Genomic DNA, 25087 nt, shown 5'->3' with positions numbered 1-25087 from the left:
TGTTGGCAAATGGTGTCAAGCACGGAGCGTGATGGCGATCCCCCGGGTGGGGGTCAGCACCGGTCGCACCCGCAAGAGGCCAGGTCAACGATCGAAACAGGTTCCGGCTCGCGGGCCGTCCGGGCAGAATCACCGGATGCGGATCAGGCCGGCCCGGGCCGGCGACCTCACCCGGTTGCAGGAGATCGAACGCGCGGCGGGCGAGCCGTTCCGCGCCATCGGCATGACGGAGATCGCCGACGACGAGCCACCGACGATCGACACGCTCGCCGGGTGCGTTCGTGCCGGCCACGCCTGGGTGGCCACCGTCGCCGCGAGCGGCGACCTGCCGGTCGGCTATCTGATCGCGGACCTGATCGACGGAAACCTGCACATCGAGCAGGTGTCGGTGCACCCGGGGCACGCCCGGCAGGGCATCGGGCGGCGGCTCATCGAGCACGCGGCCGGGCAGGCCCGCGCCGCCGGCGTGCCGGCGCTGACCCTGACCACCTTCGCCGACGTCCCGTGGAACGCCCCCTACTACCGGCGCTGCGGCTTCGCCGAGCTGGACGCCGACGCGCTTCCCGCCGGCCTGCGTGCCGTCCGCGACCACGAGGCGGCCATCGGCCTGGACCGCTGGCCACGCGTCTGCATGCGCCGCGATCTCACCACCTGACCGGTGTACGCGGGACGCCGGCCGCGGCGCCCCGCTCCCTGATCAGTCGTTGCGCCGGGCCAGTGCGAAGATCTGACTCTCCGCCGGCCCCGCGGCCGGCGTGAACTCCACCGTCTCGATGCTCACCACCGTGAACCCGTGCGCCTCGAGCACCGCGGCCAGGTCGTCCTGCAGATAGCCGGAAACCTTCACCGGTACGCCGAGGAACTCGACCGGCATGCTGTCCGCATCGAAGTTGACCATGCCGATGCCCAGGTGACCGCCCGGTTTCAACCATCCGGCGATCTTGTCGAGGGTCTTCTCGATCCGCTCCTTGGAAAGCATGAGCAGCGAGAAGAACGCGGTCACCGCCTCGAACCGGCCGAAATCAGCGGGCAGCTCGGCGAAATCGGCGTGCACGAACTCGGCGGCCGGCACCTGCTCGCGAGCCAGCCGCAGCATGCCCTCGGAAATGTCCACACCGACCACTCGATGACCAGATCCGGTCAGCACCTTGGCCGTGGGGACACCGGTCCCGCAGCCCAGGTCGAGCACCGCGCTGCCCGCCGGCAGCAGACCGCCGATCCGCTCCACGAGCGCGTTCTGAAAGGGATTGTGGCTGTGCTCGCCCTGGTACTGCTCGGCGAGTTGATCGAAAACCTCCATGCGCGGACCGTACGGCAGCGGAGTCCGATGTGGAAGACGATCAGCCGGGCAGACGTGTGATTCCTTCAGACGAAATTCGGTCATCGAGACGGGACCGGTCCAAGTTCGCGCACAGCACGATCGACGCGCCGGCCGTCAACGGCGCCATCAGCCACGCCGCAGGCACGCCCGCATCACCCGGCAGAGGGTGCGGGCGTCGCTCAGGCGGCACGGATCCTGGTGAGTTCGCGGGCCTCGGCGGCGTACCGGGAAAGGAGATGAACCGTCCGCGGCCCGGCCTCGCCGTCGACCGGAAGGCCGGTCCGGGCCTGAAAGTAGCGAACCGCCTCGACGAGCTGCCCGTCTTCCGTGCCGATCCGGACACCCAGGTCGGCGAAAAGGGCCCGCAGCACCGTTGGGTCGGCCGGCGGCACCGGCCCGTTCCATCCGATCAGACCGCCGACCGCGCTGCCGACCACACTGAGCATTCCTCGTGCGGACATCATGACCTCCCGATGCGTTGTGGTGAACCCAGCATCTCGGCGGGACCTGTGCCGGACATCTGCCCACCGTCTCCAGAACCTGTGCGCGGCTACGACTTTCGGCCGACCCACCCGTGGCTGGTAACGCGTCGTGACACGAAGCGGACATCGCCGATCCCCCGACCGTGGCCGGGAAATCAGCACAGGGACCGGGACACCCGCGCCATCGTGAGGTAGTACGAATTCTCCGTCAGATGCTCGTCGGTGAGACACCCGGCGATCTGTTCCAGCAGCTCGACATGCTTGAACGGCCGGTCGTGATGAAGCTGGATCTCACCAACGGCACACCCGTGCGACCGCAGCGGCACCCGGGTCACGTGCCGGCCCGGTGGATCCCCGTGCCCACCGGCCATCCCGAACAGGTCGATCGTGACGCCGCGCACCGCGAACAACTCCCGGACCCCACGGGCGATGACATACAGATCGGCCGAATCCGGAACGGTCATCGCCACTCCCATCAGGTTGAGACGGCGGAAACATCGCCTTCGGCCGGCCGAAACTGAGGCTCCTCCCCGAGAAGGGGACCAAAGTCCCGAACCGGCCTGGATCAACCCCGGCAGAGAGTCGTGCGGGCCAGCGTCACCAGCCGGCGGGCGTCGGCCGCGGCCAGGCCGTAGCCGCCCAGCTCGGCGGCGACCTCACCACGATCGTGGCCGGCGGCCAGAGAAGCACACGCCTGCCCGCCCAACTCGGTGATCTCCTCACCGCGCCGGTCCATCGCCACCGCCGGCAACTCGCCGCGCACCGCGTCGACGAACTCCTCGCCGTCCAGCCCCGGCGGCCCGCCACTCACCCCGCCGGGCCCGCCCGCCGAACTCTCCCCGCCGTCCGGCGCCGCCACCCGGCCGGTCGCGCCGGGTGCCGCGCTGACCGGCGGCGGATCCTTCCATTCCGGTACGGGCGCAGCGCCCCCACAACCGGAAAGAAGCGGCACGACCGCCACCACGACAAGCCCGGCCCGCCGCATCACGCCTCCCCGCGCGTGACCGGCTCGCTGATCGCCGGGCCGAACGGGCGTTGCGCCGTCGGCCGGGCTCGCCCGCCGCGCAGCGCTGCCGTCGGTTCGCTGATCGTCGGGCCGAACGGGCGCCGTTCCACCGTCGGCCGCGGCCGCCCGATCCGGGTACCTGTGAACTTGTTGACGGAAGGCTTGAAGCCGGGTGAGACCGCAACACCGGCGACGGGCGTCTCCGCCCGTCCCGGCCGGACCGTGGACAACCGCTCGGACGCCGGGAAGCCGGTGCACGGCTCCACCGGAAACCGCACGGCAGGCGGGGCAGGGACACTCGGGGGAAGGTTGGGCAGCAGCATCCGGCCGACCCTAGACATCCCCGGCGGACATGCGAGCCGCCGCGCCGGGACGACTCGGAAGGGCTACCGGGGCGTACAGGGAAGTCACAGACGGCTCACCGCTTCGAAACAAGATCGGGGCGGAACCTCATCGTCATGACGGACCTGCTGACCCGCCCCGCCCACGACACGCCGCCGACACCCATGCCACCGATGATGTGGAACGCGCCCCGCGACCCCCGCTGGAAGCGCCGGATCGCGGGCGGCACGGCGATCCTGGTCCTGGTCGCCGGCGGTGGAGGCGGTGGAGCGTTCCTCACCCGGCAGTACCTCGACGGCCGTGCCGCACCGGCCGCCACCGCGTCCGCGACGATCACCGAGACCGGCGACCTCGCGTCGATCGTGGCGAGAGTGCAGCCCAGCGTCGTGACCGTGCTGGTCGACAGCGCCCGGTCCTCGTCACTGGGCTCGGGCGTGGTGCTGGGCAGCGACGGCCTGATCCTCACCAACAACCACGTGGTGTCGGCGGACGGCACGGTCAGCGTGCGCCTGTCGACGGGCCGGACCGTCCCGGCGTCGGTGATCGCCACCGACGCCACACACGACCTGGCGCTGGTCCAGGCGACCGGCCTGTCCGGCCTCACCCCGGTCACCTTCGCGACCGACGACAGCGTGGCGGTCGGCGACACCGTGCTCGCCTTCGGCGCCCCACTCGGCCTGGAGGGCACCGTCACCTCGGGCATCGTCTCCGCACTCGACCGCGGTGTCGACACCGGCGACGAGAAACTCAGCGGCCTGTTCCAGACCGACGCCGCGATCAACCAGGGCAACTCGGGCGGCGCGCTGGTCGACACCGCCGGCCGCGTGGTCGGCATCAACGTCGCCATCGCCACCGCCGGTGACAGCACCGGCAGCGTCGGCGTCGGCTTCGCCATCCCCGCCGACACCGTCACCAGCGTCGTGCGCCGACTCCAGACCCAGACGCGCTGACACGCGCCACAAACCGTGCCGTCCCCCGCGTCGTGGGCCGGTCGTAGGTCCGCGGGAAGCGGACGTTGGTGTCACCAGCGCCGGCGCGGCGCGGGCCGGGGCGTTGGGAGGCGGATCAGAAATCGCGCCAGGCGTCGAACCAGGTGGCGGCCGTGCCGGTGTGGACTCCGGCCCGGGTGGCCAGGCCGATGAACGCGTCACCGGCCTCCTCGCGGCGCAGAGTGTCCACGATGCCCCATTTGTCGGCGATCTCGTTCAGTCGCTCGACCAGCTCGCGGAGGATCGGCTCGGCGGCGGGCGCGGGCTTGCGGTCCAGAGCCCGCAGCGCCGTGGCGTAGGCCTTGCAGGCGGCGGCGCCCCCTTTCGGATCGTCGTCCACCCAGTTACGGAACGGGTTGTCCAGGTTGGCGGCCAGCCAACGGTCGGTCTTGGCGCCGGCCAACGTCAGCCCCGCCCCGCTACGCCGGAACCGCGCCCGAAGATCCTTGGCCACCGACCCGCGTAACCCGTGGACGTCGAGGTGCCGCAGCGCGGGCAGACCGGAGACCATGTCGGCGTCCACCCCATACGCGTTGACCAGCTCCAGCAGCCGCAGCCCGGGCAGCCCGGCCAACAGCCCCGCGTCGTCGAGGCGCCCGGGTGGCTCCGCCCAGTGCAGCCGCAGCGTGTGCGCCTCACGCAGGCCGGCGACCGTGGCGGCGGACAGCACCCCCTTGCCGGTGAGCGTCACCCGCCGCACCCCGCCGAGCCCGGACGGCACGACCGTCGACGGGGTGACGAGGAAGAGGTCCAGGTCGAGCCAGCGCCCGTCGTCGTCGGCCCGGACGGCACACGGCGCCCCGGTCGGCCCCACCTCCAGGCGGTGAATCCCGGACGGCAGCCGGATCTCGCGCAGCTCGTCGCCGGACACGCGCACGGACAGCGCGGCGGTCTCCCGCAGGTCGACGACCTCCGGGGCGGCGAACCAGTTCACCCGAGTGATCAACGGATGCCGGGAGATCGCCTCGGTGAGCCCTCGATCGGGCCCGGACCAGCTGATCTCGGTGCAGCGTGGCAGCCGGTCGAGGACTCCCCAGTCCACCGGCCCGGACTCCGGCAGCGGCACCTCACCGGCTCTCAGGTCGAGGTGCCCGAGCGCGGTGGTGAACTCGGCCGGCCCGGCCCCGAGGTCGGCGGTGACCGGCGCCGTCGGAGCGGCCTCCCGATACGCCCTGCGCACCGCCTCCGGCACCCGCTGCTCCCAGCGGCGCTGCCGGACCATGTCAGCGACCGGCGACCGCCAGCCCGAGTAGCTCCTGCCGCCCTCCGGGACACCCGGTGGCACCGGCAGATTGCCGATCCACTCGAGATCCGGCGGCATCGGATGGTTCTGCGGGAAGACCGAGATCTGCGCGATGCGGCCGGTCCACGAATGGTGGTCGAGGGGCACGAGGCCGGCGCCGCACAGCTCCGGCAGCGCCGGGGGCCATGACGCAGACCAGTCCAGCGCGTGCAGCGTCACGTGCTCGCCGGTGATCTCGCTGACCTGGCAGGCGCCGAACCCGCCGCCCGGCAGCGGGGTGACCGCCACGTCGCCGACCCGAAGCTGATCCGTCATGCCGGGCACGCTACCGGCCACCCCTGACAGAACACGATCAGTAACCCGGATCGATGCGCCCCGCAGTTGCCCGGGGCGGTGGAACGGATCCGTCAGAGGACCGCGCGGAACTCCGGCCACCGGCCCCAGAACCGCTCGACCTCCTCGATCACGTTCTGCATGCCGGCCACGATCTCACGCGGCACCGGCGTGCCGTCGTCCCAGGTAGGAGTGCTCGGCAGGTAGTAGAGTCCGCCGCGGACGCCCGGCTCCACACCCAATGTCAGCACGTGCCCGTCCACCTCGAACTGCGTCGCGAAACGGCGGCTCCGCACGATCGCTCCGGAGTGGTGCCGGGCCTCCCGCTGCTGTAGCGCCTGGACCGTCATGACTTCCTCCCCACTGCGTTGATAACAGTGAGTACGCATCGGCGGCGGGTCGCGTTCAGTGCTGGAGGAAAGTATTCCGCCCGGAAGCGGGCGACGGCCGCGACGGACCGCCCAGCCGTAGCCGAACCGGCGGAACTGTCCTGGTCGCGGGTGTGGAGGGTCCACCGCGTACCGATGAGAGGGTCAAAGATCGAGATGCGCGTTGGCCGCCCGTGCCGCCGCGGCGAACCCGGGCAGCTCCACCACCTCGATGCCGGCGGCGATCAGCAGGGCGACGCCCTCGCAGGTCACGAAGAGGTCCGGCTCACGCCAGGCGATGACCACCCGCGGGATCCCGGCCGCGATGATCAGACCGGTGCAGGTGGCGTGCGGGCGGCTGGCCCGTTTCGAACACGGTTCGAGCGTGCTGTACATGGTCGCGCCCCGCAGCAGTGCCCGATCGGTGACCCTGGTCAGCGCGGACTCCTCGGCGTGCACCCTCGGGTCGGTGTCCCGGGACCAGCCGCCGGCCAGCTCACGCCCGGCGGCGTCGACGAGCACCGCCCCGACCGAGAACGCGGACGGCGACGGCGGGCAGCGATGTGCCAGTTCGATCGCGTGGCTCATCCACCGTTGGTCGTCCATCCCGCTCCCCGTCATTCGGCCCCGACCAGCACTTTAGCGCCGTGACCTGCGCCTCTTCGAAGCGGCGTGGAGTGTTGTGGCCGTCCTCCCGTCCAGGGCCACCGGGTGAACCGGAAACCGGCCGTCTCGCCCACCTGGCCGACACCGAGCGGTCACCTTCGGCCTGCCGAGCGGGCTTCGGTCACGGCCGTGACAAGCTTCGCAGCGCGGACACGTAGCGGTTCGTGACGTATTCCTGTGCGAGGCTGGTCAGCGGGCCGCCCAGCCGGGCGAGCAGGGTTGCCGGCCGGGAGAACGCGGTGATCCGGAAACGGACCCGGCCACTGCCGGTCAGATGGACGACGAACGCCTCCTCGCCGCACTCGGGATGGCCGGGCAGCGTCCCGTAGGCGAACCCGCACCGGTCCGGCTGATCGACCAGGTAGACCACCCGGACCGGCGCCGTCACCCCGAACCGCAGCAGCACCGGCAGACCGGGCGCCGCCGGACCGGCCGCCCGGACATCGAATCCGGCGGCCCGGTGCATCCGCCAATGCGACAGCGCGGTGACGGCCCGTTCGAACACCTCCGGCCCGGCGCCGATCTCCACGTCGCGGCGCACGTGTTTGTAGCCGGGCGGCAGCGGCGCTTTCTGGGTGGCGCCCACCTCGGCGTACGTGAGCTTGGCATTCATCAGCATGATTCCGGCTCGCATTGATCGACGTCATGTGCGCGTGCGAAGAAGATTGCGGTGACCGCACGCCCCTAGAACAATGTCAGGAATTGACGGGCGACGCGGTGAACCGGGAAAAGATCGACATGGTTTAGACAGTCGGTGGCGCAGAAGCCGATCTGATGGCAAGGGGTACGGGGATGGCCGGTCAGGAACCGCTCGGCAGGGAATACCTGTTGCACGAGGAGATCGGCCGTGGCGCGGTGGCGGTCGTGCGGCGGGCGACGAGCCGCCACGGCGGCGCCCCACTGGCCGCGAAACTCCTCCGTCCCGAGCTCGCCGGCGACCGCCGGGTCCGGGAGTTGTTCCTCCGCGAGGAGGCGGCACTGCGTGCTCTCGGCCATCCGTCGATCGTGCGACTGCGCGACCTGATCGTGGAGGGCGGCACCCTCGCCATGGTCATGGAGTATGTCGACGGGCCCAATCTGCGCCGCTACCTGTCCCTCCGCGGCGGGCGGCTCACCCCCGGCGAGGTCGTCACCGTCGCCGCCCAGACCGCGGCCGCGCTCGCCGCCGCCCACGAGCAGGGCGTCGTCCACCTCGACCTCAAGCCGGAGAACATCCTGGTCCGGCGCGGCTCCACGCCACCGGAGATCCGGATCACCGACTTCGGGGTGGCGGTGCTGCTCAATGACGCCGACCGCGGCGCGGCCGGTGGGACGCCCGGATACACGGCCCCGGAGATCTTCCAGGGCGGCGCGCCCACACCGGCGGCCGACGTGTGGTCGCTCGGCGTGCTGCTGTTGGAGATGACCACCGGGCGGGCCACGGGTGACCCGTCGTCGCTGCCCGGGCCGCTCGGGCCGGTGGCGCGGGACTGCCTGGCCGCCGATCCTCGGCGCCGGCCGCCGGCCCGGCGGGTGGCGGCCTATCTGCGGCAGTTCACGCCCGGAGGTGCAAGATCATTCGGAGGTACGGGTACGCCCGCGCGGGCGCCGATGTCCGCCGAGCCGCCGACCCCGGTCCTGTTCAGCGAGCCGCCCGCGCCGGGCCCGTTCGCGCAGCCGCCGGTGCCGGGCCCGTTCGCGCAGCCGCCGGTGCCTATCTCCGAACCTTCTTCGCCGGGGCCGTTCACCGGGCCGCCGTCGCCGGGTCCTTTCTCCGAGGCGCCCGCACGGGTTCCCTTCCCCGAGCCGCCCGCGCCTGGGCCGGTTCACGGCTTTCCCGGGTCGCCGCCGATCGCCGACCATGATCCCGAGCCCACCACCCTGCCGCTCGGATTCCCGCCGCCGCAGTTGCCGCCGCCCGCCTTCCCGCCGCCCGCGCCCCCGCAGCCTCCTCGCGCCGCCTTCACCGAGCCTGGTCCGCAGCCGCTCGGTCCGTTCACCGACGGCGGTCCGCAGCCGCAGCGTGGTGCCTTCACCGAGCCCGGTCCGCAGCCGCCCGCCGCGTTCACCGGGCACGGCCCGCAGCCCCCGCGCGCCGCTTTCGTGACGCCCGGCCCGCAATCCGGCCCGGGTTCGCAAAGCGGGCCGGGGACGCCGGGGCAGCGCGACACGATCGGCAACTGGGCGGGCCGCCTACCCGGGACCGGGCCGTACGAGACACCCCCGCCCGCCCGGCCGCGCGAGCCGTCCCGTTGGCGCCGCGGCCCGCTGCTCACCCTGGCCGCCGCCGTGGTGGCCGCCGCGGTCCTCGCCGGCATCAACGTGACCGCCAACGCCGGCGAGCGCGCCGACCGCCTGGTCACCCAGGTGACCGTGCCGCCGAAGGTGTCACCGGTGGAGGCCGGCCCGTCGGCCGGGCCGGCCGCGACGCTGCCGCCGACCACCGAGGTGGCCCTGCCGCCGCTGAACACGCCCGCTCCGGAGAAGTTGCGGGTCACCCTGGCCGGCAAGGTCGAGGACGACGCCGGGACGCTGGCCATCTCGATCCGGGACGGGGTGGCGATCGCCTACGTCTGCGACGGCGACCGTCTGGAGGCCTGGCTGAAGGGCACCGCCCAGAACGGTCTGCTGAACCTGACCGGCAAGAACGAAACCAAGATCACCGGCCTGTTCGACGCCCGCCGGGCGGCCGGGGAGCTGACCATACGCGGCGCCACCCACCGTTTCGAGATCGGCGTGGTCCGCAAGCCGTCCGGCCTGTACCGGCTCACCGGCCAGGTCCGCGGCGCCACCGTCAACGGCGGCTGGATCGTGCTGCCGGACGGCACCCAGGTCGGTGTCCTGAGTCGCGCCGAGGTGCCCGGCCCGGCGCCGCGACTGGACGTCGCCACCCGCACCACCACGATCGACGGTGAGACGGTCTCCGGGACCAGCGTGGACGCCGAGAGCGGGGAGGGCTTCTGACCGTGCCGACCGCGACTCTGCTCCGGCCCCGGGCGTGGCTGCCGCTGGTCGCCGGTGTCGGCGTCGCGGTCGTGCTCGGCGTCTACGGGCGCCTGCACGAGCCGGTCGGCACCACGGACGTGACCGGTTTCCTGCGCCTGCAGACCGCGAAGGTGTGGCTGGCCACCGGTGTCGCTCTCTTCGGGATGATTCAGCTGGTCAGTGCGGTGGCGCTCTACCGGGCCCGGTCCGCGCCCGGCTGGGTGGCCGGTCTGCACCGGTGGAGCGGACGGGTCGCCCTGCTGCTGTCGCTGCCGGTCGCGGTCCACTGCCTGTACCACTTCGGGTTGCGCTTCGACACGCCCCGGGTGCTGGCCCACTCACTGTTCGGTTGCCTGCTCTACGGCGCCTTCGTGACGAAGATGCTGCTGCTCAGCCGTCCGGGCCGGGGCAGCGGCTGGGCGCTGCCGGTGGCCGGCGGGGTGGTGCTGACGGCGGTGGCCGGGTTGTGGCTGACCTCCGCCCTGTGGTTCTTCACCACGATCGGCGCCAGCTGGTGACGCGCGGTCCACGACGGCCCGGATCTGCGCTGGTCCAGCGTGGCCGTCTCCGGCCGGACCGCGCTCCGCGTAGCCGATCCACCGGTTCATGATCCGCCGGGCCGGCGGCAGCGGTTATGGTCCCGCACCTGATGGCCGGTGTGGTGGGTGCTCCCGGCGGTGCTGCTCGGCTGCTCCGAGCCGGGTTCGGTCCTGGCCGTCGCGGTCTGGGTGGCCCCGTTCCCGGCCGGGCTGGTGACGCTGGTCTGCACCATCGTCATGGTGTTCGCCGTGCGGGGCGCAGCGCCGGGGTGACCGGCCGGTTCCGGTCGCGGCCCAGGACCGGTGGTACTGATCGGCGTACCTCCGGATCGACCGGTCAGCAGGGCAGAATGAGCCCGTGGATCTCGCTGAGTGCATCCGGGAGTATCAGGCCGGCGGCTATCCGGTGGCCGTCGTCAAGGAGTCGCGCTGCGGCCGGTGTGACGGCGTCGTCTTCCGTGTGGAGGTGACCGAGGACGAGTCGGTCCGGCGGATCTGCCTCGCCTGCGGGGAGGCGGCGTTCATCGGTGACTCGGCCGAGCACTGGGACGACGACGATGCCGAGGAGTGCGCCTGCACGTGCGGTGGCGAGGAGTTCACCGTCGCCGTCGGGTTCGCCCTCTTCGACGACGGCGACGTGCGGTGGGTGAGCGTCGGGCTGCGCTGTCTCAAGGACGGCGTGCAGGGCGTCTACGCCGACGTCAAGATCGACTATGGTCCGTCGCAGCATCTGCTCGACGCCGTGTGAGCCGCCTCGGTGATCCGGCCCGGCCCGGCCGGCGGCCGCGGATCAGGCCGGGGTGAGAAGACAGAACTCGTTGCCCTCCGGGTCGGCGAGGACCTTCCACCGGATGTCGGCCCCGCCCAGGTCGACGGCGGTCGCGCCGAGGCTCAGCAGCCTGGCCGCCTCGGCTTCGAGGTCGTCACCCGGGTAGGGGCGGATGTCGAGATGGACCCGGTTCCACACGGTCTTCTGGTCGGGCGTACGAAGGAACTGCAGATAGGGGCCGACGCCCGCGCCGGAGCGCAGCACCGTGCTGTAGTCGGTCACCTTGTACCGGACCCAGTCCGTGGCCTCGCCCCAGAAACGGGCCATGGCCTGCGGATCCGCGCAGTCGACCACGACCGAGGCGATCGGCCCGGTCTCCTCGTAAAGCGAGTCCAGCACGCAGAACTCGTTACCCTCCGGGTCGGTCATCACCGTCCAGGCGACGTCACCCTGGCCGATGTCGGCGGGTGTCGCGCCGAGCTCCCGCAGGCGTGCGACCAGCTCCGCCTGATGTGCCGGCGACGTGGCGGCGAGATCGACATGCACGCGGTTCTTCACGGTCTTGGGCTCCGGGGATGCGATGAGGTCGACGCAGACGGCGACCGGATCCGGGTAGACGAAGCCACCGGGCTCCAGGTTGGTGACGCCGGGTCCCTCGCTCGATTTCGTCCAGCCGAGCGCCTCCGCCCAGAAATCCCCCAGTGCGGAGTCGTCCCGGGCCTTCATGTTGATCTGCACGAGCCGCGTCGCCATGCCGACGATGCTAAGGGCCCGCGGACGAACGACACGCAGGCGCCGCCGGGGATCCTCGCCGGCCCGCCCAGGACTCCGGCGGCCTGAGAAGACATCCCCGAAAAGGCCGGCACCCACAGTGGGTCTCGGCCTTTTCGGGGATGCGGGGTCGCAGCGGGCGCCCGGCTCCCGGTAGGTACGGCCTCACACTGGACGAAGCGTCCCGGTCCGGATGCTGCCGGGCAGGCGGGTCCGCTGGGCGCGGTGCCCGGAGCGGTGGCGAGGCATCCGGAGATGCCCGTCACCGCCGGCCAGGCCGGGGACCTGCCGAGGCGGTCGTGGCCCGCTGGGTTGCGGGGCGGTAGCACCGACCTTCACCGACTCTTCTCAAGAGTCGCCCGGCGCGTCCGAACGTGAGCCGTGACAGAGCGGCATGTGGCCGTTCCCACGGAGGTGCGGCATGTTCAGCTCGCGGAACGCTCAGAGGATCGCGAGACTCCACGACGACCTGGCCGAGGCCGGTGCGGACGTCGAGGCCGTCACCGAGGTGGTCCGGCTGACGGAGGAGGCCCGCTCGGCGGAGGACGCGATCGGCGCCGTGCTGCGGGTGATGCGGGAGCGGTTCGGGTGGGTGTACGCCTCCTACTGGCAACTCGACAACGCCACCAGGACGCTACGGTTCGCCCAGGACAGCGGCACCGTGAACGAGGAGTTCCGGAAGGCGACCATGGAGGCGTCGTTCGCCGAGGGAGTGGGCCTTTCGGGACGCGCGTGGCGTACCCGGGATCTGGTGTTCGTCCGCAACCTCACCGAGGTGACCGACTGTGTGCGGGTGCCGGCCGCCGTCAAGGCCGGTGTGCACAGCGGCGTCTGCTTCCCGATCATCGAGGCCGGCGCGGTCGTCGGCACCATGGACTTCTTCACCACCGCCGAGTTGAGCCTGTCGGAGAACCGGCTGTCGGTGCTGCGGGCGATCGGTGTGCTGGCGTCGGCCGCGCTGGTGCGGTTGCACGAGGCGGTACGCCAGGAGAAGACCGCACAGGATGTGGAGGCCCTCTCCACGGTGATCCGGCAGATGACGCAGGCGTCGAGCCGTGACGAGGCGCTGCGGTCGGCGCTGGACACCATTCGCAAGGAGTTCGACTGGCAGTACGGCTCGTTCTGGCACCTCGACGAGAACTCCCAGGTGCTGCGGTTCGCCCTCGAATCGGGTGATGCGGGCGCCGAGTTCCGGCGGGTCACGATGTCGGCGTCTTTCGCCCGCGGTGTCGGGTTGTCGGGTCGGGCCTGGGATCGCGGCGACCTGGTGTTCGTCGAGGATCTCGGTGAGCTGACCGACTGTGTCCGCCGCCCGGCCGCGCAGGCGGTGGGTGTCAGGTCCGGTGTGTGCCTGCCCATCCGGGTCGGCGGCCGGATCGTCGGCACGATGGACTTCTTCGCCACCCGTACGTTGATCATGTACCCGGGCCGGGAGAGCGCCCTGCGGAACACCGCCTTCCTGGTCGGGCAGGCTCTGGAGCGGTTCACCGCGGCCGAGCAGTTGCGGGGCGCCGGCCGGCAACTGCTGGAGTCGATCGGCGAGGTGGAACGCAACGTCGGCTCGGCGTCGGCCGTGGCGGCGAACAGCGAGCACCTGACCGTCGAAGCGAATGAGCAGGTGGCGGCCCTCGGCAGGGCCAGCGCCGAGATCAGCAACGTGGTACGCGCCATTCAGGGCATCGCGGCGCAGACCAAACTCCTGGCGCTGAACGCGACGATCGAGGCGGCCCGGGCCGGGGAGTCCGGGAAGGGGTTCGCGGTCGTCGCCGGGGAGGTCAAGGAACTCTCCACCGAGACGGAACGGGCCACCGACGAGGTCAGCGTGAAGGTCGTCGCCATCCAGGCCGCGGTCGACGCGGTCACCGCGTCGCTGGCGCAGATCCACACCGCGGTCGGCGAGATCAACCACACGCAGGACCTGATCAGCGGGGTGCTCAAGGACCAGCTCGCGGTCACCAACGCCATCCTCAACTGACCGGCAGGAGACACATGCACGACATCTGGAAGCGAATGCTGGACGGCAACGAGCGGTGGCTCGCCGACGACCGGGCCGCGGCACGACGGATGGCGACCGTCGGCGGGCAGGCACCGTCGGCCATGGTCCTGAGCTGCTCGGACTCCCGGGTTCCGGTGGAGATCCTGTTCGGCAAGGGGGTCGGTGACCTGTTCGTGGTGCGGACCGCCGGGCACACGCTGGACGCGGCGGTGATCGGTTCGATCGAGTACGCGGTCGGGGTGCTGCGGGCGCCGCTGATCGTGGTGCTGGGGCACGACGGCTGCGGGGCGGTGGCGGCGGCGATCCGGATGGTCGACGAGGACGTGGCCCCGCCCGGGCACATCCGGGACATCGCCGAGCGGATCGCGCCGAACGTGCGCCGGGCCCGGGCCGAGGGCGCCGTCACCGCGCAGGAGATCGTCGGCCGGCACGCGCTCTACACGGCCGAGGAGGCGCGGCGGCTGTCGGTGTTCCCGATTCCGGCGGAGTGCACGGTCGCGGCACGGTACGACCTGGCCGGTGGGACGGTCACCGCGGTTCTGCAGCCGGTGTGAGCCGTTCAGCCCGGATGCGTGGCGACGGCCCGGTGTGGCACCGGGCCGTCGATCGCCGATTCGGGTTTCTCCCGTAGGCGTACCGTCAAAGGTTTTTGATCATGTCTTCGAAGCTCTCGGTGAGCGCGAACGGATCGATCACGGTCGCGGGTTCGCGCCGTTCCACCTCGGTGGCGAGTTCCGTGGCGGCGCGCTCGATGCGGCCACGCAGCGGGCCCTCGACCGAGTTGGCGCCCCAGTCGTCGCTGGCCGCGAAGACCGACGTCGGGATGATCGCGGTCCGCAGGTAGGCGAACAGCGGCCGCATCGCGTGCTCCAGCACCAGCGAGTGCCGGGCGGTGCCGGCGGTCGCCGCCAGCAGGACCGGCTTGCCGGCCAGGGTGTCCTTCTCCAGCACGTCGACGAACGACTTGAACAGGCCGCTGTAGCCGGCGCTGAACACCGGCGTGACCATGATCAGCGCGTCGGCGGCGGCCACCGCGTCCTGCGCCTGCTTGAGCGCCGGCTTGGCGAACCCGGTCAGCATGTTGTCGATGATGTCGTGGGCCAGGTCGCGCAGTTCCACGACCTGGATGTCGAGGGTGACGCCGCGCCGGGCGGCCGCGCCGGCCGCGGCCGTGGACAGTTGGTCCGCGAGCAGGCGGGTCGACGACGGCTGGCTCAGGCCCGAGCTGACCACGACGAGGTTGCGCTGTTTCATGCCTGGACCTCCGCTTTGCTGTCCTTCTCGAGTTTCGCCGCCAGGAGCGCGGCGTGGGTCGGCGCGTCCGGCACATGGGCCGGTTTGAGCGCCGCGAACTCCTTGCGCAGCACCGGGACGACCTGTTCGCCGAGGATGTCGAGCTGCTCCAGCACGGTTTTCAGCGGCAGGCCGGCGTGGTCCATGAGCCACAGTTGGCGCTGGTAGTCGCCGACGTACTCGCGGAAGCCGAGCGTCCGGTCGATGACCTGCTGTGGGCTGCCGACGGTCAGCGGCGTCTCGCGGGTGAAGTCCTCCAGCGACGGGCCGTGGCCGTAGACCGGCGCGTTGTCGAAGTACGGCCGGAACTCCGTCACCGCGTCCTGGCTGTTCTTGCGCATGAACACCTGCCCGCCGAGGCCGACGATCGCCTGGTCGGCGGAGCCGTGGCCGTAGTGCTCGAACCGCTGCCGGTAGAGGCCCACCATCCGCTGGGTGTGCGACGCCGGCCAGAAGATGTGGTTGGCGAAGAAGCCGTCACCGTAGTAGGCGGCCTGTTCGGCGATCTGCGGCGACCGGATGGAGCCGTGCCAGACGAACGGCGGCACGTCGTCGAGCGGGCGCGGCGTCGAGGTGAAGCTCTGCAGCGGGGTGCGGAACTTGCCCTCCCAGTCGACGACGTGCTCGCGCCACAGCTTGTGCAGCAGCCCGTAGTTCTCCAGGGCGAGCGGGATGCCGGCGCGGATGTCCTTGCCGAACCACGGGTAGACCGGGCCGGTGTTGCCGCGGCCGAGCATCAGGTCGACCCGGCCGTCGGCGAGGTGCTGGAGCATCGCGAAGTCCTCGGCGATCTTCACCGGGTCGTTCGTGGTGATCAGCGTGGTCGCGGTGGACAGCTGCAACGTCGAGGTCCGTGCCGCGATGTACGCCAGCGTGGTGGTCGGCGACGAGGAGAAGAACGGCTCGTTGTGGTGCTCGCCGAGCGCGAACACGTCGAGGCCGGCCTGCTCGGCGTGCTGGGCGATGGTGACGATGTCCTTGATGCGCTGCGCCTCGGTGGGCGTCCGGCCGGTGGTCGGGTCGGTGGTGATGTCCGAGACGCTGAAGATTCCGAATTGCATGACCCGCTCCTGGACTGCTCTGCCGGGACTCTGACTTCCCGGACTGTCCCGCACAACGCGTTTGACTCGGCAACTATTTCAGATTCAAACAATCCTGGCTGCGGCGGGGGTCACAAGAGCAGCCGCGACAGCCATGAGGAACGCGAGGTCGCCCTCGCCGCCCGAGACCACCCTGAGATCCCGGATCAAAACCATTCCCGGTACGCCTACCCGAACCGTGCCCGGAACAACGGCGACCTGCGCGAAACGCCAGCCCGCGACGCCCGTTCCGGGCTGAGATCGTCTGCGGCCGGCTTCTGGAGATGTCTCAACGGACGTGCGGCGGCACTCACGGCCGGCCGGAGTGGATCACCGCTCCGTCCGGGACACGGCTGTGCGGGCATTCCCGGCGGGCCGGAACGTGGGCGTCGCACCACAGCGGGCTTCGCGGTGGTTGACGGCAGGACGTCCTATGCGCGTGGGTAGACGCCGGCTGCCCCCAGGATGCCCGACACGATCATCGCGGTGCCGACCAGGATCGCTACCACCCGCGCGTAGCCCGCCGTGAATCGGTGTTCACGCGTCCCCGATCGCATCTCCCGACCGAAGAAGGAGCGACTCGACTCGACGCTCGAAGCCGCGAATCGACGGTTGAAGGCGATCGCCAGAACCCCCGCGACGGCGAGCACTCCGTACATGACGCGTTCCACAGGATCGGTCCTTCCCCAGGCTTCGCGAATTGCTACCCCGGCCTCGGAGGGTCGAATCCCTCAGCCGTTTCCAGGGTGCTCGACGAAGCGGGACGCCTGGAACCGCCCAGGCGAGTGGACGGCGGTCGATCGGTGGGGTGGTGACGCGCCGGGCCGGTCGCACCAACGGGGATGTCGACGGCGCCGGCCCCGGACCAGGTGCCGCGACGACGGCGAGAAAACGGTTTGGTTAGGGTGAGGCCCATGGGTGCGCTGAAACCGTGGCATGTGCTGTGTCTGATGTTCTGCATGCTGAGCGTCACCGCGATCATCGCCGCGGTTCTTCTCATCACTCGGTCACGCGCCACCAAGCGCCCGCCCGACGCCTGAGATCACCCTCGAACACGAACCCATGGACGGCCGCGGGCGTCTCGGGCGAGAGGCGTACGCCCAGGCGGGCACGAAACCACCCGGATCCTGAGGCCGGCGGCCGGCGCGATCAACCCGCTGGCCGGTCCGCAACGCTGGGCTGCGCTTCCACCGGGAACGGCCGGTCGGACCGCTCCTCCCGCGTATCCGGTCGGCGGCCGGTCGCGTGTTCCTATGGCCGTGCATCCCGGCTGGCGGTCGGTCGTGTGTTTCCTATGGCCGCGCACCCGGTTGGTCGCGCGATCGCGGATCAGGTCGGCGGGCCGGCGATGATCAGCGACGACACGGCCAGCCACCCGATGTGCCAGGCCTGATCCAGCTCGAACAGCCCCGTCCCCGGCCCGCTGTTGGTCACCCCCGACGCCCGGACCACCCCCACCTCGTCCAGATAGCCGCTCCGCCCGAGCAGCCGCCCGAGCCGGATCAGCGGCGTCCGGAGGTCGGCGACGAAATGCGTGACCGCGTTGAGGGCCACCCCGGCCGCCAGCCATCCGGGCTCCAGCGGCAGCCGCAGCCACCAGGCGGCGACCAGCAGAAACGCGGTCGTGGTTACCGCCCACGACGCCACATGCTTGGCGCAGTGCCACATGGCCGCCGATCGCACGCATCCGTCCGCGTCGAGGCCCTTGCCGTAGGCCTGCCCGCTGGTCTGCACCCAGTGATCCCCGACGTAATGTCCCGCCAGCATCACACCGAAGGCGACCGCGGCGACAACCGCCCTGACCAGATCCTCATGCTGCATACCGCGGCCCGCCTTCGCCGAGAGTGCCGTCTCACTTCAACTCCAGCACCCTCCGGCCGTTAACACCCCGAAACGTGTCCGCGCACACGCGTAGCGTCCATCACTTCCCATTTCAGCCCCCTGATTTGGTACGACAAAGCACGCCACCCGCTGCCCACTTCCGTCCGCGGTGCGGGATCGGCCGGATCCAGGGTGTATCCCACGAGCGGTGTTTTTGACGGTTCGGTCAGTACGGGTCGGCGGACGGGATCGTCCGGATCGCTGAACACCCCCGTCCGCCGGGATGAGATCGCGGGCCGGGCCTCGTAGGGTGGGTCTGCGGGAGAGGGGAGGGGCCGGTGGACGGAACCACGGTCGCCGAGTTGATGGCCGAGCTGGCGGCGCTGGACGATCCGAAGGTACGGGCCGTCAACGAGCGGCACGGTGACGATCACGGGGTCAACCTGGGTGCCCTGCGGGCCATCGCGAAACGGCTCAAGGTGCGGCACGACCTGGCGGTGCAGCTGTGGGCCACCGGGGACAGCGCGGCCCGGCTGCTGGCGTTGCTGATCTGCCGCCCGAAGGAGTTCACGCTCGGGCAACTGGACGCGATGGCGCGCGAAGCCCGTACCCCGAAGATCTGCGATTGGCTGGTGAACTATGTGGTGAAGAAGAGCCCGCACGCCGAGGAGCTGCGCGTCGCCTGGCTGGCGGACACGGATCCGGTGATCGCGAGCGCCGGGTGGGCGCTGACCACCGACCGGGTCGCCCGAAAGCCCGGTGGCCTCGACCTCGCGGGCCTGCTCGACACGATCGAGACGGAGATGAAGGACGCCCCGGACCGGCTGGAATGGGCCATGAATCACTGTCTCGCCCAGATCGGCATCGACCATCCGGGCCATCGGGCGCGCGCCATCGAGATCGGTGAGCGGCTGGAGGTGCTCAAGGACTATCCGACCCCACCGAACTGCACGTCTCCGTTCGCCCCGATCTGGATCAGCGAGATGGTGCGCCGGAAGGCGGCTGCGACTACGACTGGAGGATGACGGCCGCGGCACGTTGCATCCACGGATTGATGTGCCGCCGGAGTCACTGAAAGTAGTTTTCCGTCATGGTCACTCGTAGAGGTTTACTGCAGATGGCGGGCGCGACGGCGGTGCCGGCGATGGCCGGACGGCGCGCGGCGGACGGCGCGGTCCCGGCGGCGCTCGAGCGGATCGCCGCGGCCGCCGCTTTCGGGGTGCTCGCGGAGGTCCGCGACGACGCCCGCGTCTGGCGGGGGAGCCGGGGCGTCGCGCGTCTGGGGACACGGCAGCCGGTGCCGGCCGGAGGGCGGTTCCGGATCGGCAGCATCACCAAGACCTTCGTCGCGACCGTAGTGCTCCAACTCGCCGGCGAAGGGCGCCTCGGGCTGGACGACCCGTTGCGGCGGTGGGCGCCGGGCATCCTCCCCGACGACGACCGCATCACCGTGCGCCACCTGCTTCAGCACACGAGCGGCCTGGAGAACCTGACGAACGCCCCGGCCTTCCGAGCTCTGTACGCGCCGGACATCGCGGCGATGCGCGACCGGACGTGGACCGCCCGGGAACTGATCGCGTTCGGCGCGCAGCTGCCGAGACGGTTCGAGCCGGGCGCCGGCTGGGCGTATGCGAACACCGGCTACGTGCTGCTCGGCATGGTCGTGGAGCGGGTCACCGGAAACTCCTACGGCGCCGAGATCCGCCGGCGGATCCTGCGGCCGCTCGGCATGCGGCACACCCGGGTGCCGGGCACCGATCCGCACCTCGACGGGCCGCACCCGCACGGATATGTCCCGGTCGCCGGCGAGCCGGTGGACGTCACCGTCTACAACCCGTCGCTGAGCGGCGCGGCCGGCGAGATGACCTCCACCGCGGCGGACCTGAACACCTTCCTCTCCGCGCTGATCCGGGGACGGCTGCTGGCACCGGACGAGCAGCGGGCGATGCTCACCGCGCACGGCACGCCGCGCGACTACGAATACGGGCTCGGCGTGAAGACCAGGGTGACCGCCGCCGGCATCCGGTTGTGGGGACACCGGGGCGACTTCTTCGGGTACGCGGCCGAGTCGTGGACCACCGGCGACGGGCGCCGTCAGCTGACCGTGGCCTACACCCCGTCGGCCGACCTCAGACCGGCCGACGTCACCGGACCGCTCGTCACCGCGGTGTTCGGCTGAGGCTCCGCCCCGGGTGTTCGCGCCGCACTACGGCCCCCATCCCCTTTTGATTACGGAGAGCTACCCTTAGTGGCTATATGTCAACAGTACGGAGCGTGAGGGATGCCTGTCACATTCCGGGCGGACCCCGCGTAGGGGCGGCATTTCGAACAGGTAGCCTTCGGGTCATGCGAGGAACCATCACCGCAGCCGTCTTCGCCTCTACCCTCCTGGCGATTTCTGGCTGCGCCACCCCCGGAGAGCCCGCCGGATCCGCCGCCACCGCGGCCCCGACGGTGTCCATCAGCGGCCTGGACGACGCCACCGCGTCCGCCTGCACGCTGGCCAACCAGGCCACGCTCGGTCAGGACGGCTACGACTTCGACGTCGCCACCGCCAACCAGATCGTGACTCTAGGTAAGCAGTCGAAGAGTACGTTGATCACCGCGGCCACCAACGTCGTGGAGCAGTCGGCCCGGCAGGCCGAAGCCGCCGCCGGCGATTCCGAGGAAGCCACCCACCTCGCCGAACTGCGGGCCGCCATGCTCAAGTTCCAGACCGTGTGCCAGAACGTCGACGCGCTCACCGTCAGCATCCAGGAAAGCCAGCATGCCCTCGACGCGGACGCCGGAGAGACCACCCGCTGACCCAGACCCGGCGGGACCACTGACCGCGCCCGGAGACCCCGGCCCCAGAGATTCCGCCAGGAGCTACCGGCTCGACAAGGCCACGCTCCACGGACCGCCCCGGACCGCACAGGTCCGGGGCGGTCCGTTTTCGGCGCCCGGCGATGGGTGATGACCTAGTTTGTTCGGCGGGTGATGATCGGCTGTCCGGCCCATGTGACCGAAGGCCGATGTAGGGATACGGTCACCGTCCACATGTCAACGGCCCTTGGGGGAGAGCCATGCACGTGGAGGAAACCGTCAGGGACGCATTACTCCAAGTGGAGGGGGCCGCCCGCCTTTACGGTGTGGATGAGGAGAACATAGCCGGGTTCCGGGAGGCCCTGGCCGAGCAGCACCCGAGCAACCGGGGGACCTACGCGTGTGCTGCCCTCGACCGGGTCATCACCGACCTCGCCTACGACCATCGCACCGAATGCGACGGAGGCGACTGCCGGACATGTGAAGGCCTCAACGAGGCCATGACACTCGCTGTCGCCAGCGTACGGTCGATGGTCGCCAACGAGATGACCTGGCAGCGCCGGCGCGGAAACCGTCGCTGGTTCTGGTCCCGATGAGCCTGCAGGACGATTTTCTCTGGTACACGCGCCGGGCTGTCGACTACTACCAGGTCCCGGACTCCGCGATCGCGGCCTACCGGGAGGCCCTGGAGGTGCCGGGTGGCCCGGCCCAGCCAGGGGAGATCCGTGCCCTGCACGCGTCGATCGTCAACATCGCGGCCGCTCACCAGCGCTGTGACGTGCCGGCGTGCCCGACGTGCGAGCAGATCCGGCACGCCCTGGCCGTCGCCATGGCTGTCCTCCGAACCGAGGTGGACGCTCACCTGCGCCGCCTCACCGCCGACGAGTCGGCAGTCGGCCGGGCCGGCGTGCACGCCGGCCGTGACCGGATCACCCGCATCTACCAGGCGGGTGAGCTGGGTCCACCCCCGGAGTTCGAGAGCGACAACGAGCCGACCCGCTGATTGCCCTACGCCGGTCGGGTCCGCTCGCCGGAGTCCCCGCGCCGGCCGTCAGCGGGCTCGCGGCGCTGAGGTAGCCCTGCCGCGGGCGGATCAGACCGCCACCCGCCCATCCCGGCCCCCGGGGCGCTGAGCAGGTTCGTGCTGCCCGGTTGCGGTGGCGGCCGGGTTTCGGCGGTGTCAGGATGGGAATCCTGGACGGGCGGCAAAGGAGGCGTCTTGACCGAAACCCTGACGGGGCGGACCACCACTCGGGTGGCCGCGCCGGGCCTGCCCGCCGGACCGTTGGCCTGGCAGCGCACCAGCGTCATCGGCACCGAGCTGGTCTTCGCCCGGGAGCACTGCGCGCAGGGGACCACGGTCGTCGCCGGCGCCATGCCGTATTCGGTGGGCTGGCATGCCGAGCTGACCGAGGACGTGACGATCGAGGAGCTGAGCGTCTCCTGCCGGGGTGACGGGTGGAGCCGCACCCTTCAGATGCACCACACCGGCAGCGAGTGGGTGATCCAGGCGGAGACCACCCCACCGGCCATCGATCCGGAGGCCGTGCCACGGCTCACCGACTCGCCGGTCTTCGTCTCCTGGGCGATCCGGCGACTCGGCCTGACCGTCGCGTCCGGGCCGGTCAGCGTCCCGTCGGTGCGGATCCTGGTGCCGGCGCTGGAGCTGGTCCCGGGCACCACGACCTACCACATGGTCAGCCCGAACAGGCTGCGGATCACCGGCGACGGCCCCGCCGTGACCTACGACATCGACCACACCGGCCTGGTCACCTACCAGCCCGGCAATCTGCGCCTCGTGCGTTAGGGACCCATTTCGCTTGTACGCGTGAGGTCGCCCCGCAGAGTTCGGGTTGTCCCGTCCCGGTCAGCGCGTGCTCGCTGCCCGGTCCCGCCTGTGCCGCGCCCGCCGGGCTGAGATCGTTGCGCCGGGCCGGTCACAGCAGGCGGCCGACTGATCGGGCCGGCCGTGGATGACCGTTGCCCGATCGGGCCGGCCGTGGATGGCCGTTGCCGGATCGGGCCGGCCGTGGATGGCCGTTGCCGGATCGGGCCGGCCGTGGATGACCGTTGCCGGATCGGGCCGGCCGTGGATGACCGTTGCCCGATCGGCCGGCCTGCCGAGGGGGCAGCTCAGCCCGGCGGGCGCGGCACGGGCGGGCGTGGGCAGTGAGATCGCGCCGGCAGGGCGGGACGGTCCCGATGTGGTGGGGCGATGTCACGCGTACCGGAAAGGAAGGTTCGGGCGTGTGGTTTTCGGGTCCGAATCGCGCCCGAAAGCCACACGCTGGGTTTCACATCATCGTGAAGTCGGCGAAGTCGAAACCGGGCGCCACCACACAGCTGACCAGCACCGGTTCGTCGCCGGCGGGCTCGGCGGCCTGCCAGACGCCGGCCGGGATCAGCACCTGTGGCCGGGCGCCGTCCAGGAGTTCCGTGCCGGTTTCGGCGGGCCGGTCTCCGCTGCCGCCGAGACGCAGCAGCAGCGGGCCGCCGGAATGATGAAGCCAGAGCTCGTCGGAGCGCACCACGTGCCAGGCCGACTCCTCACCGGGGTGCAGCAGGAAGTAGATGGCGGTGGCGGCGTGTCGCGGCCCGGCGTACCCCTCGGGGTGGAAGGTCACCGGGGACCGCCAGGTCTCCCGATACCAGCCGCCCTCGGGGTGCGGTGCCAGGCCGAGCCGTTCGACGAGGTCCGATCTCTCCATGGTTCAAGATCGTAGTTTCTGGAAGTGGCGGGCGGTGACGTAGGCGCTGACGGCCTCACCGAGTTTCCGGCCCTGGAGGTCGGCGTTGCGGAAGTGGATGCCGCCCCACACCCGGGCGTTGTTCAGTTCCTCGACCGCCTGGGAGAAGCTGTGGAAGTGCCGGGTCGTGCCGGAGGCCTCGCTGTACGCGCTGAACCCGATCCGGTCCCGGCCGAAGTAGGTGCGGAACGTCGCCATCCGGGCCGCCGTCGCGCAGGCGTGGCCGGAGGGGTGGTCCGGGAACGGCGGCGTGATCAGCAGCGGTGTCCAGTCCGGGTCGGCGGTGGTTCGCGGGTTCCCGTCGGTGCCGGCCTCGTGCACCGCGGTGACCGGCCGCCAGAAACTCCACGCCCGCTTGTCGTCGAAGCAGGAGATCTGGGTGTCGGCGAGGGTGACGTCGACCATCGCGAACATCCGTGCGGTCTGGAGCACACTGAGCCGCTGCGTCTCGGCGAGTTGGCGTTTGATCTGCCATTCGGTGACGTTGCGGTCGTGCCACCAGATCGCCGCCTCGGTCTGGTCGGCGGTACGGGTGGTGCTGTCCACCTCGCCCAGCGACTTGATCTCGTTGAAGTCCCGGGCGTAGGCGGAGCCGCCCAGTGGGTACGGGCCGGAGCTGCGGAACCGGGACGGGTCCGGGATCAGGAACGGTCGCACGTCGGCGACCCAGGCGCCGTCGGCGGCATACGCCGGTGGGGCCGGCCGCCAGTCGCCCGGCTCGGTGCCGACCACCCACTCGGCGTCCCCGAACGATCCGTCGTCCACCCGGGACGCGATCATGGCGGCCGCGGTCCGGTCGCCGACGGCGATCCCCGCGGTCTCCGCCGTCCCGTCCGGTATCGCGGCGAGCGCCTGTTCATATTGTTCACGGAGCCGGTCCGCCTGGGCGGGCAGCACCGACGCCAGCACCCGGTAGGCGGCGGTGGCCACGGCCGCGTCCACCGACTCGCGCCCGGTGGCCGGTGGCGCCGTCAGCAGCGGCTGGTACGGCTTGCCGCCGATCGCGTTGACCGCGTCGTAGACGGCGCCGCTCACCATGGCGAAGGTGCGTCCCTGTTCCCACGGCAACTGCCGGCCGACGTCCCAGATGGCGGTCTGCGCGTGGCGGTCCCAGATGATCACCGGATTCGTGGCCGCTGTTTTGGTCGGTGCGGCTGGTGCTGCGGCCAGTGTGGCCGGCTCCCCGGCCGGTGCGGTCGGCTCTCCGGCTTGTACGGCCGGCTCTCCGGCTTGTGCGGCCGGCGCGACGGCGGCCCCTGCCAGTCCGATGACCAGCGCGGTCACGGCTCCGCCCACTCGACGTCGCATGGGCCCCTCCCCGAGGACATCCATAGTGATCGATTCGAATGTGTCCCGGGCACTATACGTCGCCGCCGTTGCGCCACCTGTCCGGAAGGCGTCACGATCTGACGGAAACCGCGGATCATCGCCGGAGCGGCGCGGGCGGCGCGGCGGCGCGGGCGGCGCGGGCGTGCCGGTCTGCCGGTCCAGGGGAGCGGGTCGTCGCCTTCGCCGGGCACCGCGGCCCTCTGGTGCGGATCATCGAAGGTGGC

General features: G+C 71.1%; 30 protein-coding genes. 15 read left to right on the top strand and 15 right to left on the bottom strand.

Going from position 1 to position 25087, the window contains the following annotated elements; all coding sequences use genetic code 11:
* Positions 1-136 precede the first annotated feature (136 nt).
* Positions 137-655 (top strand): GNAT family N-acetyltransferase, encoded by a 519-nt coding sequence (locus tag AB0I88_RS04750; RefSeq protein WP_361018276.1) that lies wholly within the window; start codon positions 137-139, stop codon positions 653-655.
* 42 nt (positions 656-697) lie between these two features.
* Here the strand turns inward: AB0I88_RS04750 and AB0I88_RS04745 are convergent, their stop codons facing one another.
* From AB0I88_RS04745 to AB0I88_RS04730, 4 genes are all read right to left on the bottom strand, one after another.
* Positions 698-1300 carry a methyltransferase domain-containing protein gene (locus AB0I88_RS04745; protein WP_361018274.1) on the bottom strand — a complete coding sequence of 201 codons (603 nt, stop codon included), beginning with the start codon at positions 1298-1300 and terminating at the stop codon, positions 698-700.
* A 200-nt stretch (positions 1301-1500) separates the two neighbouring features.
* Positions 1501-1782 carry a peptidoglycan-binding domain-containing protein gene (locus tag AB0I88_RS04740; protein WP_361018272.1) on the bottom strand — a complete coding sequence of 94 codons (282 nt, stop codon included), beginning with the start codon at positions 1780-1782 and terminating at the stop codon, positions 1501-1503.
* Positions 1783-1958: 176 nt separating this feature from the next.
* Positions 1959-2267: a hypothetical protein gene (locus tag AB0I88_RS04735; RefSeq protein ID WP_361018270.1), complete on the bottom strand. Its 309-nt coding sequence runs from the start codon at positions 2265-2267 to the stop codon at positions 1959-1961.
* Positions 2268-2368: 101 nt separating this feature from the next.
* Complete coding sequence (locus AB0I88_RS04730) at positions 2369-2755, bottom strand: DUF732 domain-containing protein (RefSeq protein WP_361018268.1); 387 nt, start codon at positions 2753-2755, stop codon at positions 2369-2371.
* 512 nt (positions 2756-3267) lie between these two features.
* On the opposite strand from AB0I88_RS04730, the gene AB0I88_RS04725 reads away from it, so the two are divergent.
* Complete coding sequence (locus AB0I88_RS04725; protein ID WP_361018266.1) at positions 3268-4101, top strand: trypsin-like peptidase domain-containing protein; 834 nt, start codon at positions 3268-3270, stop codon at positions 4099-4101.
* A 115-nt stretch (positions 4102-4216) separates the two neighbouring features.
* Here the strand turns inward: AB0I88_RS04725 and AB0I88_RS04720 are convergent, their stop codons facing one another.
* From AB0I88_RS04720 to AB0I88_RS04705, 4 genes are all read right to left on the bottom strand, one after another.
* Positions 4217-5698, bottom strand: a complete 1482-nt coding sequence (locus AB0I88_RS04720) for a hypothetical protein (RefSeq protein WP_361018264.1) — start codon at positions 5696-5698, stop codon at positions 4217-4219.
* Positions 5699-5790: 92 nt separating this feature from the next.
* The gene (locus tag AB0I88_RS04715; protein ID WP_361018262.1) at positions 5791-6066 is read right to left on the bottom strand and encodes a hypothetical protein; all 276 of its coding nucleotides are present in this window, start codon (positions 6064-6066) and stop codon (positions 5791-5793) included.
* A gap of 183 nt (positions 6067-6249) precedes the next feature.
* On the bottom strand, positions 6250-6690 hold the full coding sequence (locus AB0I88_RS04710) for a deaminase (protein ID WP_361018260.1): 441 nt from the start codon (positions 6688-6690) through the stop codon (positions 6250-6252).
* A 181-nt stretch (positions 6691-6871) separates the two neighbouring features.
* Positions 6872-7363: a DUF1990 domain-containing protein gene (locus AB0I88_RS04705; RefSeq protein ID WP_361018258.1), complete on the bottom strand. Its 492-nt coding sequence runs from the start codon at positions 7361-7363 to the stop codon at positions 6872-6874.
* A gap of 179 nt (positions 7364-7542) precedes the next feature.
* Here AB0I88_RS04705 and AB0I88_RS04700 point away from each other — a divergent pair, with 179 nt between their 5' ends.
* From AB0I88_RS04700 to AB0I88_RS04685, 4 genes are all read left to right on the top strand, one after another.
* Complete coding sequence (locus AB0I88_RS04700; protein WP_361018257.1) at positions 7543-9693, top strand: protein kinase; 2151 nt, start codon at positions 7543-7545, stop codon at positions 9691-9693.
* A 2-nt stretch (positions 9694-9695) separates the two neighbouring features.
* Positions 9696-10232 carry a DUF6529 family protein gene (locus AB0I88_RS04695; RefSeq protein WP_361018255.1) on the top strand — a complete coding sequence of 179 codons (537 nt, stop codon included), beginning with the start codon at positions 9696-9698 and terminating at the stop codon, positions 10230-10232.
* Between the two features lie 147 nt (positions 10233-10379).
* The gene (locus tag AB0I88_RS04690) at positions 10380-10526 is read left to right on the top strand and encodes a hypothetical protein (RefSeq protein ID WP_361018253.1); all 147 of its coding nucleotides are present in this window, start codon (positions 10380-10382) and stop codon (positions 10524-10526) included.
* Positions 10527-10611: 85 nt separating this feature from the next.
* A complete protein-coding gene (locus AB0I88_RS04685; protein ID WP_361018251.1) occupies positions 10612-11001 on the top strand; it encodes a hypothetical protein in 390 nt (129 codons plus the stop codon).
* 42 nt (positions 11002-11043) lie between these two features.
* On the opposite strand, the gene AB0I88_RS04680 is transcribed toward AB0I88_RS04685, so the two are convergent.
* A complete protein-coding gene (locus tag AB0I88_RS04680) occupies positions 11044-11775 on the bottom strand; it encodes a VOC family protein (protein WP_361018250.1) in 732 nt (243 codons plus the stop codon).
* A gap of 439 nt (positions 11776-12214) precedes the next feature.
* Between AB0I88_RS04680 and AB0I88_RS04675 the strand changes: the two genes are divergently transcribed.
* Together AB0I88_RS04675 and AB0I88_RS04670 are read left to right on the top strand one after the other, a co-directional pair.
* Positions 12215-13768, top strand: a complete 1554-nt coding sequence (locus tag AB0I88_RS04675) for a GAF domain-containing protein (RefSeq protein ID WP_361018249.1) — start codon at positions 12215-12217, stop codon at positions 13766-13768.
* Positions 13769-13782: 14 nt separating this feature from the next.
* Positions 13783-14343 (top strand): carbonic anhydrase, encoded by a 561-nt coding sequence (locus AB0I88_RS04670; protein ID WP_361018247.1) that lies wholly within the window; start codon positions 13783-13785, stop codon positions 14341-14343.
* An 85-nt stretch (positions 14344-14428) separates the two neighbouring features.
* Here the strand turns inward: AB0I88_RS04670 and AB0I88_RS04665 are convergent, their stop codons facing one another.
* The 3 genes from AB0I88_RS04665 to AB0I88_RS04655 form a co-directional block, all read right to left on the bottom strand.
* A complete protein-coding gene (locus AB0I88_RS04665) occupies positions 14429-15043 on the bottom strand; it encodes an FMN reductase (protein WP_361018246.1) in 615 nt (204 codons plus the stop codon).
* On the bottom strand, positions 15040-16143 hold the full coding sequence (locus tag AB0I88_RS04660) for an LLM class flavin-dependent oxidoreductase (RefSeq protein ID WP_361018244.1): 1104 nt from the start codon (positions 16141-16143) through the stop codon (positions 15040-15042). Before AB0I88_RS04660 ends, AB0I88_RS04665 begins: the two co-directional genes overlap by 4 nt.
* A 449-nt stretch (positions 16144-16592) precedes the next feature.
* Complete coding sequence (locus AB0I88_RS04655) at positions 16593-16832, bottom strand: hypothetical protein (protein WP_361018242.1); 240 nt, start codon at positions 16830-16832, stop codon at positions 16593-16595.
* Positions 16833-17075: 243 nt separating this feature from the next.
* Between AB0I88_RS04655 and AB0I88_RS04650 the strand changes: the two genes are divergently transcribed.
* Positions 17076-17201 (top strand): hypothetical protein, encoded by a 126-nt coding sequence (locus tag AB0I88_RS04650; protein WP_361018241.1) that lies wholly within the window; start codon positions 17076-17078, stop codon positions 17199-17201.
* Between the two features lie 289 nt (positions 17202-17490).
* Here AB0I88_RS04650 and AB0I88_RS04645 read toward each other — a convergent pair whose 3' ends face one another.
* Positions 17491-17982, bottom strand: coding sequence for a transcriptional regulator (locus AB0I88_RS04645; protein ID WP_361018239.1), 492 nt, complete (start codon positions 17980-17982; stop codon positions 17491-17493).
* A gap of 338 nt (positions 17983-18320) precedes the next feature.
* Here AB0I88_RS04645 and AB0I88_RS04640 point away from each other — a divergent pair, with 338 nt between their 5' ends.
* From AB0I88_RS04640 to AB0I88_RS04615, 6 genes are all read left to right on the top strand, one after another.
* Positions 18321-19007, top strand: a complete 687-nt coding sequence (locus AB0I88_RS04640; RefSeq protein WP_361018238.1) for a DNA alkylation repair protein — start codon at positions 18321-18323, stop codon at positions 19005-19007.
* Positions 19008-19099: 92 nt separating this feature from the next.
* Entirely contained in the window at positions 19100-20161 is a 1062-nt protein-coding gene (locus AB0I88_RS04635) for a serine hydrolase domain-containing protein (protein WP_361018236.1), read from the top strand.
* Positions 20162-20328: 167 nt separating this feature from the next.
* Complete coding sequence (locus tag AB0I88_RS04630; RefSeq protein ID WP_361018234.1) at positions 20329-20787, top strand: hypothetical protein; 459 nt, start codon at positions 20329-20331, stop codon at positions 20785-20787.
* Between the two features lie 326 nt (positions 20788-21113).
* Entirely contained in the window at positions 21114-21383 is a 270-nt protein-coding gene (locus AB0I88_RS04625) for a hypothetical protein (RefSeq protein WP_361018232.1), read from the top strand.
* Positions 21380-21790 (top strand): hypothetical protein, encoded by a 411-nt coding sequence (locus AB0I88_RS04620; RefSeq protein ID WP_361018231.1) that lies wholly within the window; start codon positions 21380-21382, stop codon positions 21788-21790. The genes AB0I88_RS04625 and AB0I88_RS04620 overlap by 4 nt, the downstream gene beginning before the upstream one ends.
* Before the next feature lie 216 nt (positions 21791-22006).
* Positions 22007-22594, top strand: coding sequence for a putative glycolipid-binding domain-containing protein (locus AB0I88_RS04615; RefSeq protein ID WP_361018230.1), 588 nt, complete (start codon positions 22007-22009; stop codon positions 22592-22594).
* Between the two features lie 487 nt (positions 22595-23081).
* Here the strand turns inward: AB0I88_RS04615 and AB0I88_RS04610 are convergent, their stop codons facing one another.
* Positions 23082-23495: a cupin domain-containing protein gene (locus AB0I88_RS04610; protein WP_361018228.1), complete on the bottom strand. Its 414-nt coding sequence runs from the start codon at positions 23493-23495 to the stop codon at positions 23082-23084.
* 3 nt (positions 23496-23498) lie between these two features.
* Positions 23499-24842, bottom strand: coding sequence for a vanadium-dependent haloperoxidase (locus AB0I88_RS04605; RefSeq protein WP_361018226.1), 1344 nt, complete (start codon positions 24840-24842; stop codon positions 23499-23501).
* Positions 24843-25087 lie beyond the last annotated feature (245 nt).

This window comes from Actinoplanes sp. NPDC049802, from assembly GCF_040656595.1.
Lineage (GTDB): Bacteria > Actinomycetota > Actinomycetes > Mycobacteriales > Micromonosporaceae > Actinoplanes.
The sequence above is the reverse complement of the archived record's forward strand: the minus strand, read 5'-3'. Positions and strand labels throughout refer to the sequence as shown.

What these genes read in the sequence shown, in the direction of transcription:
- AB0I88_RS04750 (WP_361018276.1), top strand. Translation starts at nt 137, where the DNA reads ATGCGGATCAGGCCGGCCCGGGCCGGCGACCTCACCCGGTTGCAGGAG.
- AB0I88_RS04745 (WP_361018274.1), bottom strand. Translation starts at nt 1,300, where the DNA reads ATGGAGGTTTTCGATCAACTCGCCGAGCAGTACCAGGGCGAGCACAGC.
- AB0I88_RS04740 (WP_361018272.1), bottom strand. Translation starts at nt 1,782, where the DNA reads ATGTCCGCACGAGGAATGCTCAGTGTGGTCGGCAGCGCGGTCGGCGGT.
- AB0I88_RS04735 (WP_361018270.1), bottom strand. Translation starts at nt 2,267, where the DNA reads ATGACCGTTCCGGATTCGGCCGATCTGTATGTCATCGCCCGTGGGGTC.
- AB0I88_RS04725 (WP_361018266.1), top strand. Translation starts at nt 3,268, where the DNA reads ATGACGGACCTGCTGACCCGCCCCGCCCACGACACGCCGCCGACACCC.
- AB0I88_RS04720 (WP_361018264.1), bottom strand. Translation starts at nt 5,698, where the DNA reads ATGACGGATCAGCTTCGGGTCGGCGACGTGGCGGTCACCCCGCTGCCG.
- AB0I88_RS04715 (WP_361018262.1), bottom strand. Translation starts at nt 6,066, where the DNA reads ATGACGGTCCAGGCGCTACAGCAGCGGGAGGCCCGGCACCACTCCGGA.
- AB0I88_RS04710 (WP_361018260.1), bottom strand. Translation starts at nt 6,690, where the DNA reads ATGGACGACCAACGGTGGATGAGCCACGCGATCGAACTGGCACATCGC.
- AB0I88_RS04705 (WP_361018258.1), bottom strand. Translation starts at nt 7,363, where the DNA reads ATGAATGCCAAGCTCACGTACGCCGAGGTGGGCGCCACCCAGAAAGCG.
- AB0I88_RS04700 (WP_361018257.1), top strand. Translation starts at nt 7,543, where the DNA reads ATGGCCGGTCAGGAACCGCTCGGCAGGGAATACCTGTTGCACGAGGAG.
- AB0I88_RS04680 (WP_361018250.1), bottom strand. Translation starts at nt 11,775, where the DNA reads ATGGCGACGCGGCTCGTGCAGATCAACATGAAGGCCCGGGACGACTCC.
- AB0I88_RS04675 (WP_361018249.1), top strand. Translation starts at nt 12,215, where the DNA reads ATGTTCAGCTCGCGGAACGCTCAGAGGATCGCGAGACTCCACGACGAC.
- AB0I88_RS04670 (WP_361018247.1), top strand. Translation starts at nt 13,783, where the DNA reads ATGCACGACATCTGGAAGCGAATGCTGGACGGCAACGAGCGGTGGCTC.
- AB0I88_RS04665 (WP_361018246.1), bottom strand. Translation starts at nt 15,043, where the DNA reads ATGAAACAGCGCAACCTCGTCGTGGTCAGCTCGGGCCTGAGCCAGCCG.
- AB0I88_RS04660 (WP_361018244.1), bottom strand. Translation starts at nt 16,143, where the DNA reads ATGCAATTCGGAATCTTCAGCGTCTCGGACATCACCACCGACCCGACC.
- AB0I88_RS04650 (WP_361018241.1), top strand. Translation starts at nt 17,076, where the DNA reads ATGGGTGCGCTGAAACCGTGGCATGTGCTGTGTCTGATGTTCTGCATG.
- AB0I88_RS04645 (WP_361018239.1), bottom strand. Translation starts at nt 17,982, where the DNA reads ATGCAGCATGAGGATCTGGTCAGGGCGGTTGTCGCCGCGGTCGCCTTC.
- AB0I88_RS04635 (WP_361018236.1), top strand. Translation starts at nt 19,100, where the DNA reads ATGGCGGGCGCGACGGCGGTGCCGGCGATGGCCGGACGGCGCGCGGCG.
- AB0I88_RS04630 (WP_361018234.1), top strand. Translation starts at nt 20,329, where the DNA reads ATGCGAGGAACCATCACCGCAGCCGTCTTCGCCTCTACCCTCCTGGCG.
- AB0I88_RS04620 (WP_361018231.1), top strand. Translation starts at nt 21,380, where the DNA reads ATGAGCCTGCAGGACGATTTTCTCTGGTACACGCGCCGGGCTGTCGAC.
- AB0I88_RS04610 (WP_361018228.1), bottom strand. Translation starts at nt 23,495, where the DNA reads ATGGAGAGATCGGACCTCGTCGAACGGCTCGGCCTGGCACCGCACCCC.
- AB0I88_RS04605 (WP_361018226.1), bottom strand. Translation starts at nt 24,842, where the DNA reads ATGCGACGTCGAGTGGGCGGAGCCGTGACCGCGCTGGTCATCGGACTG.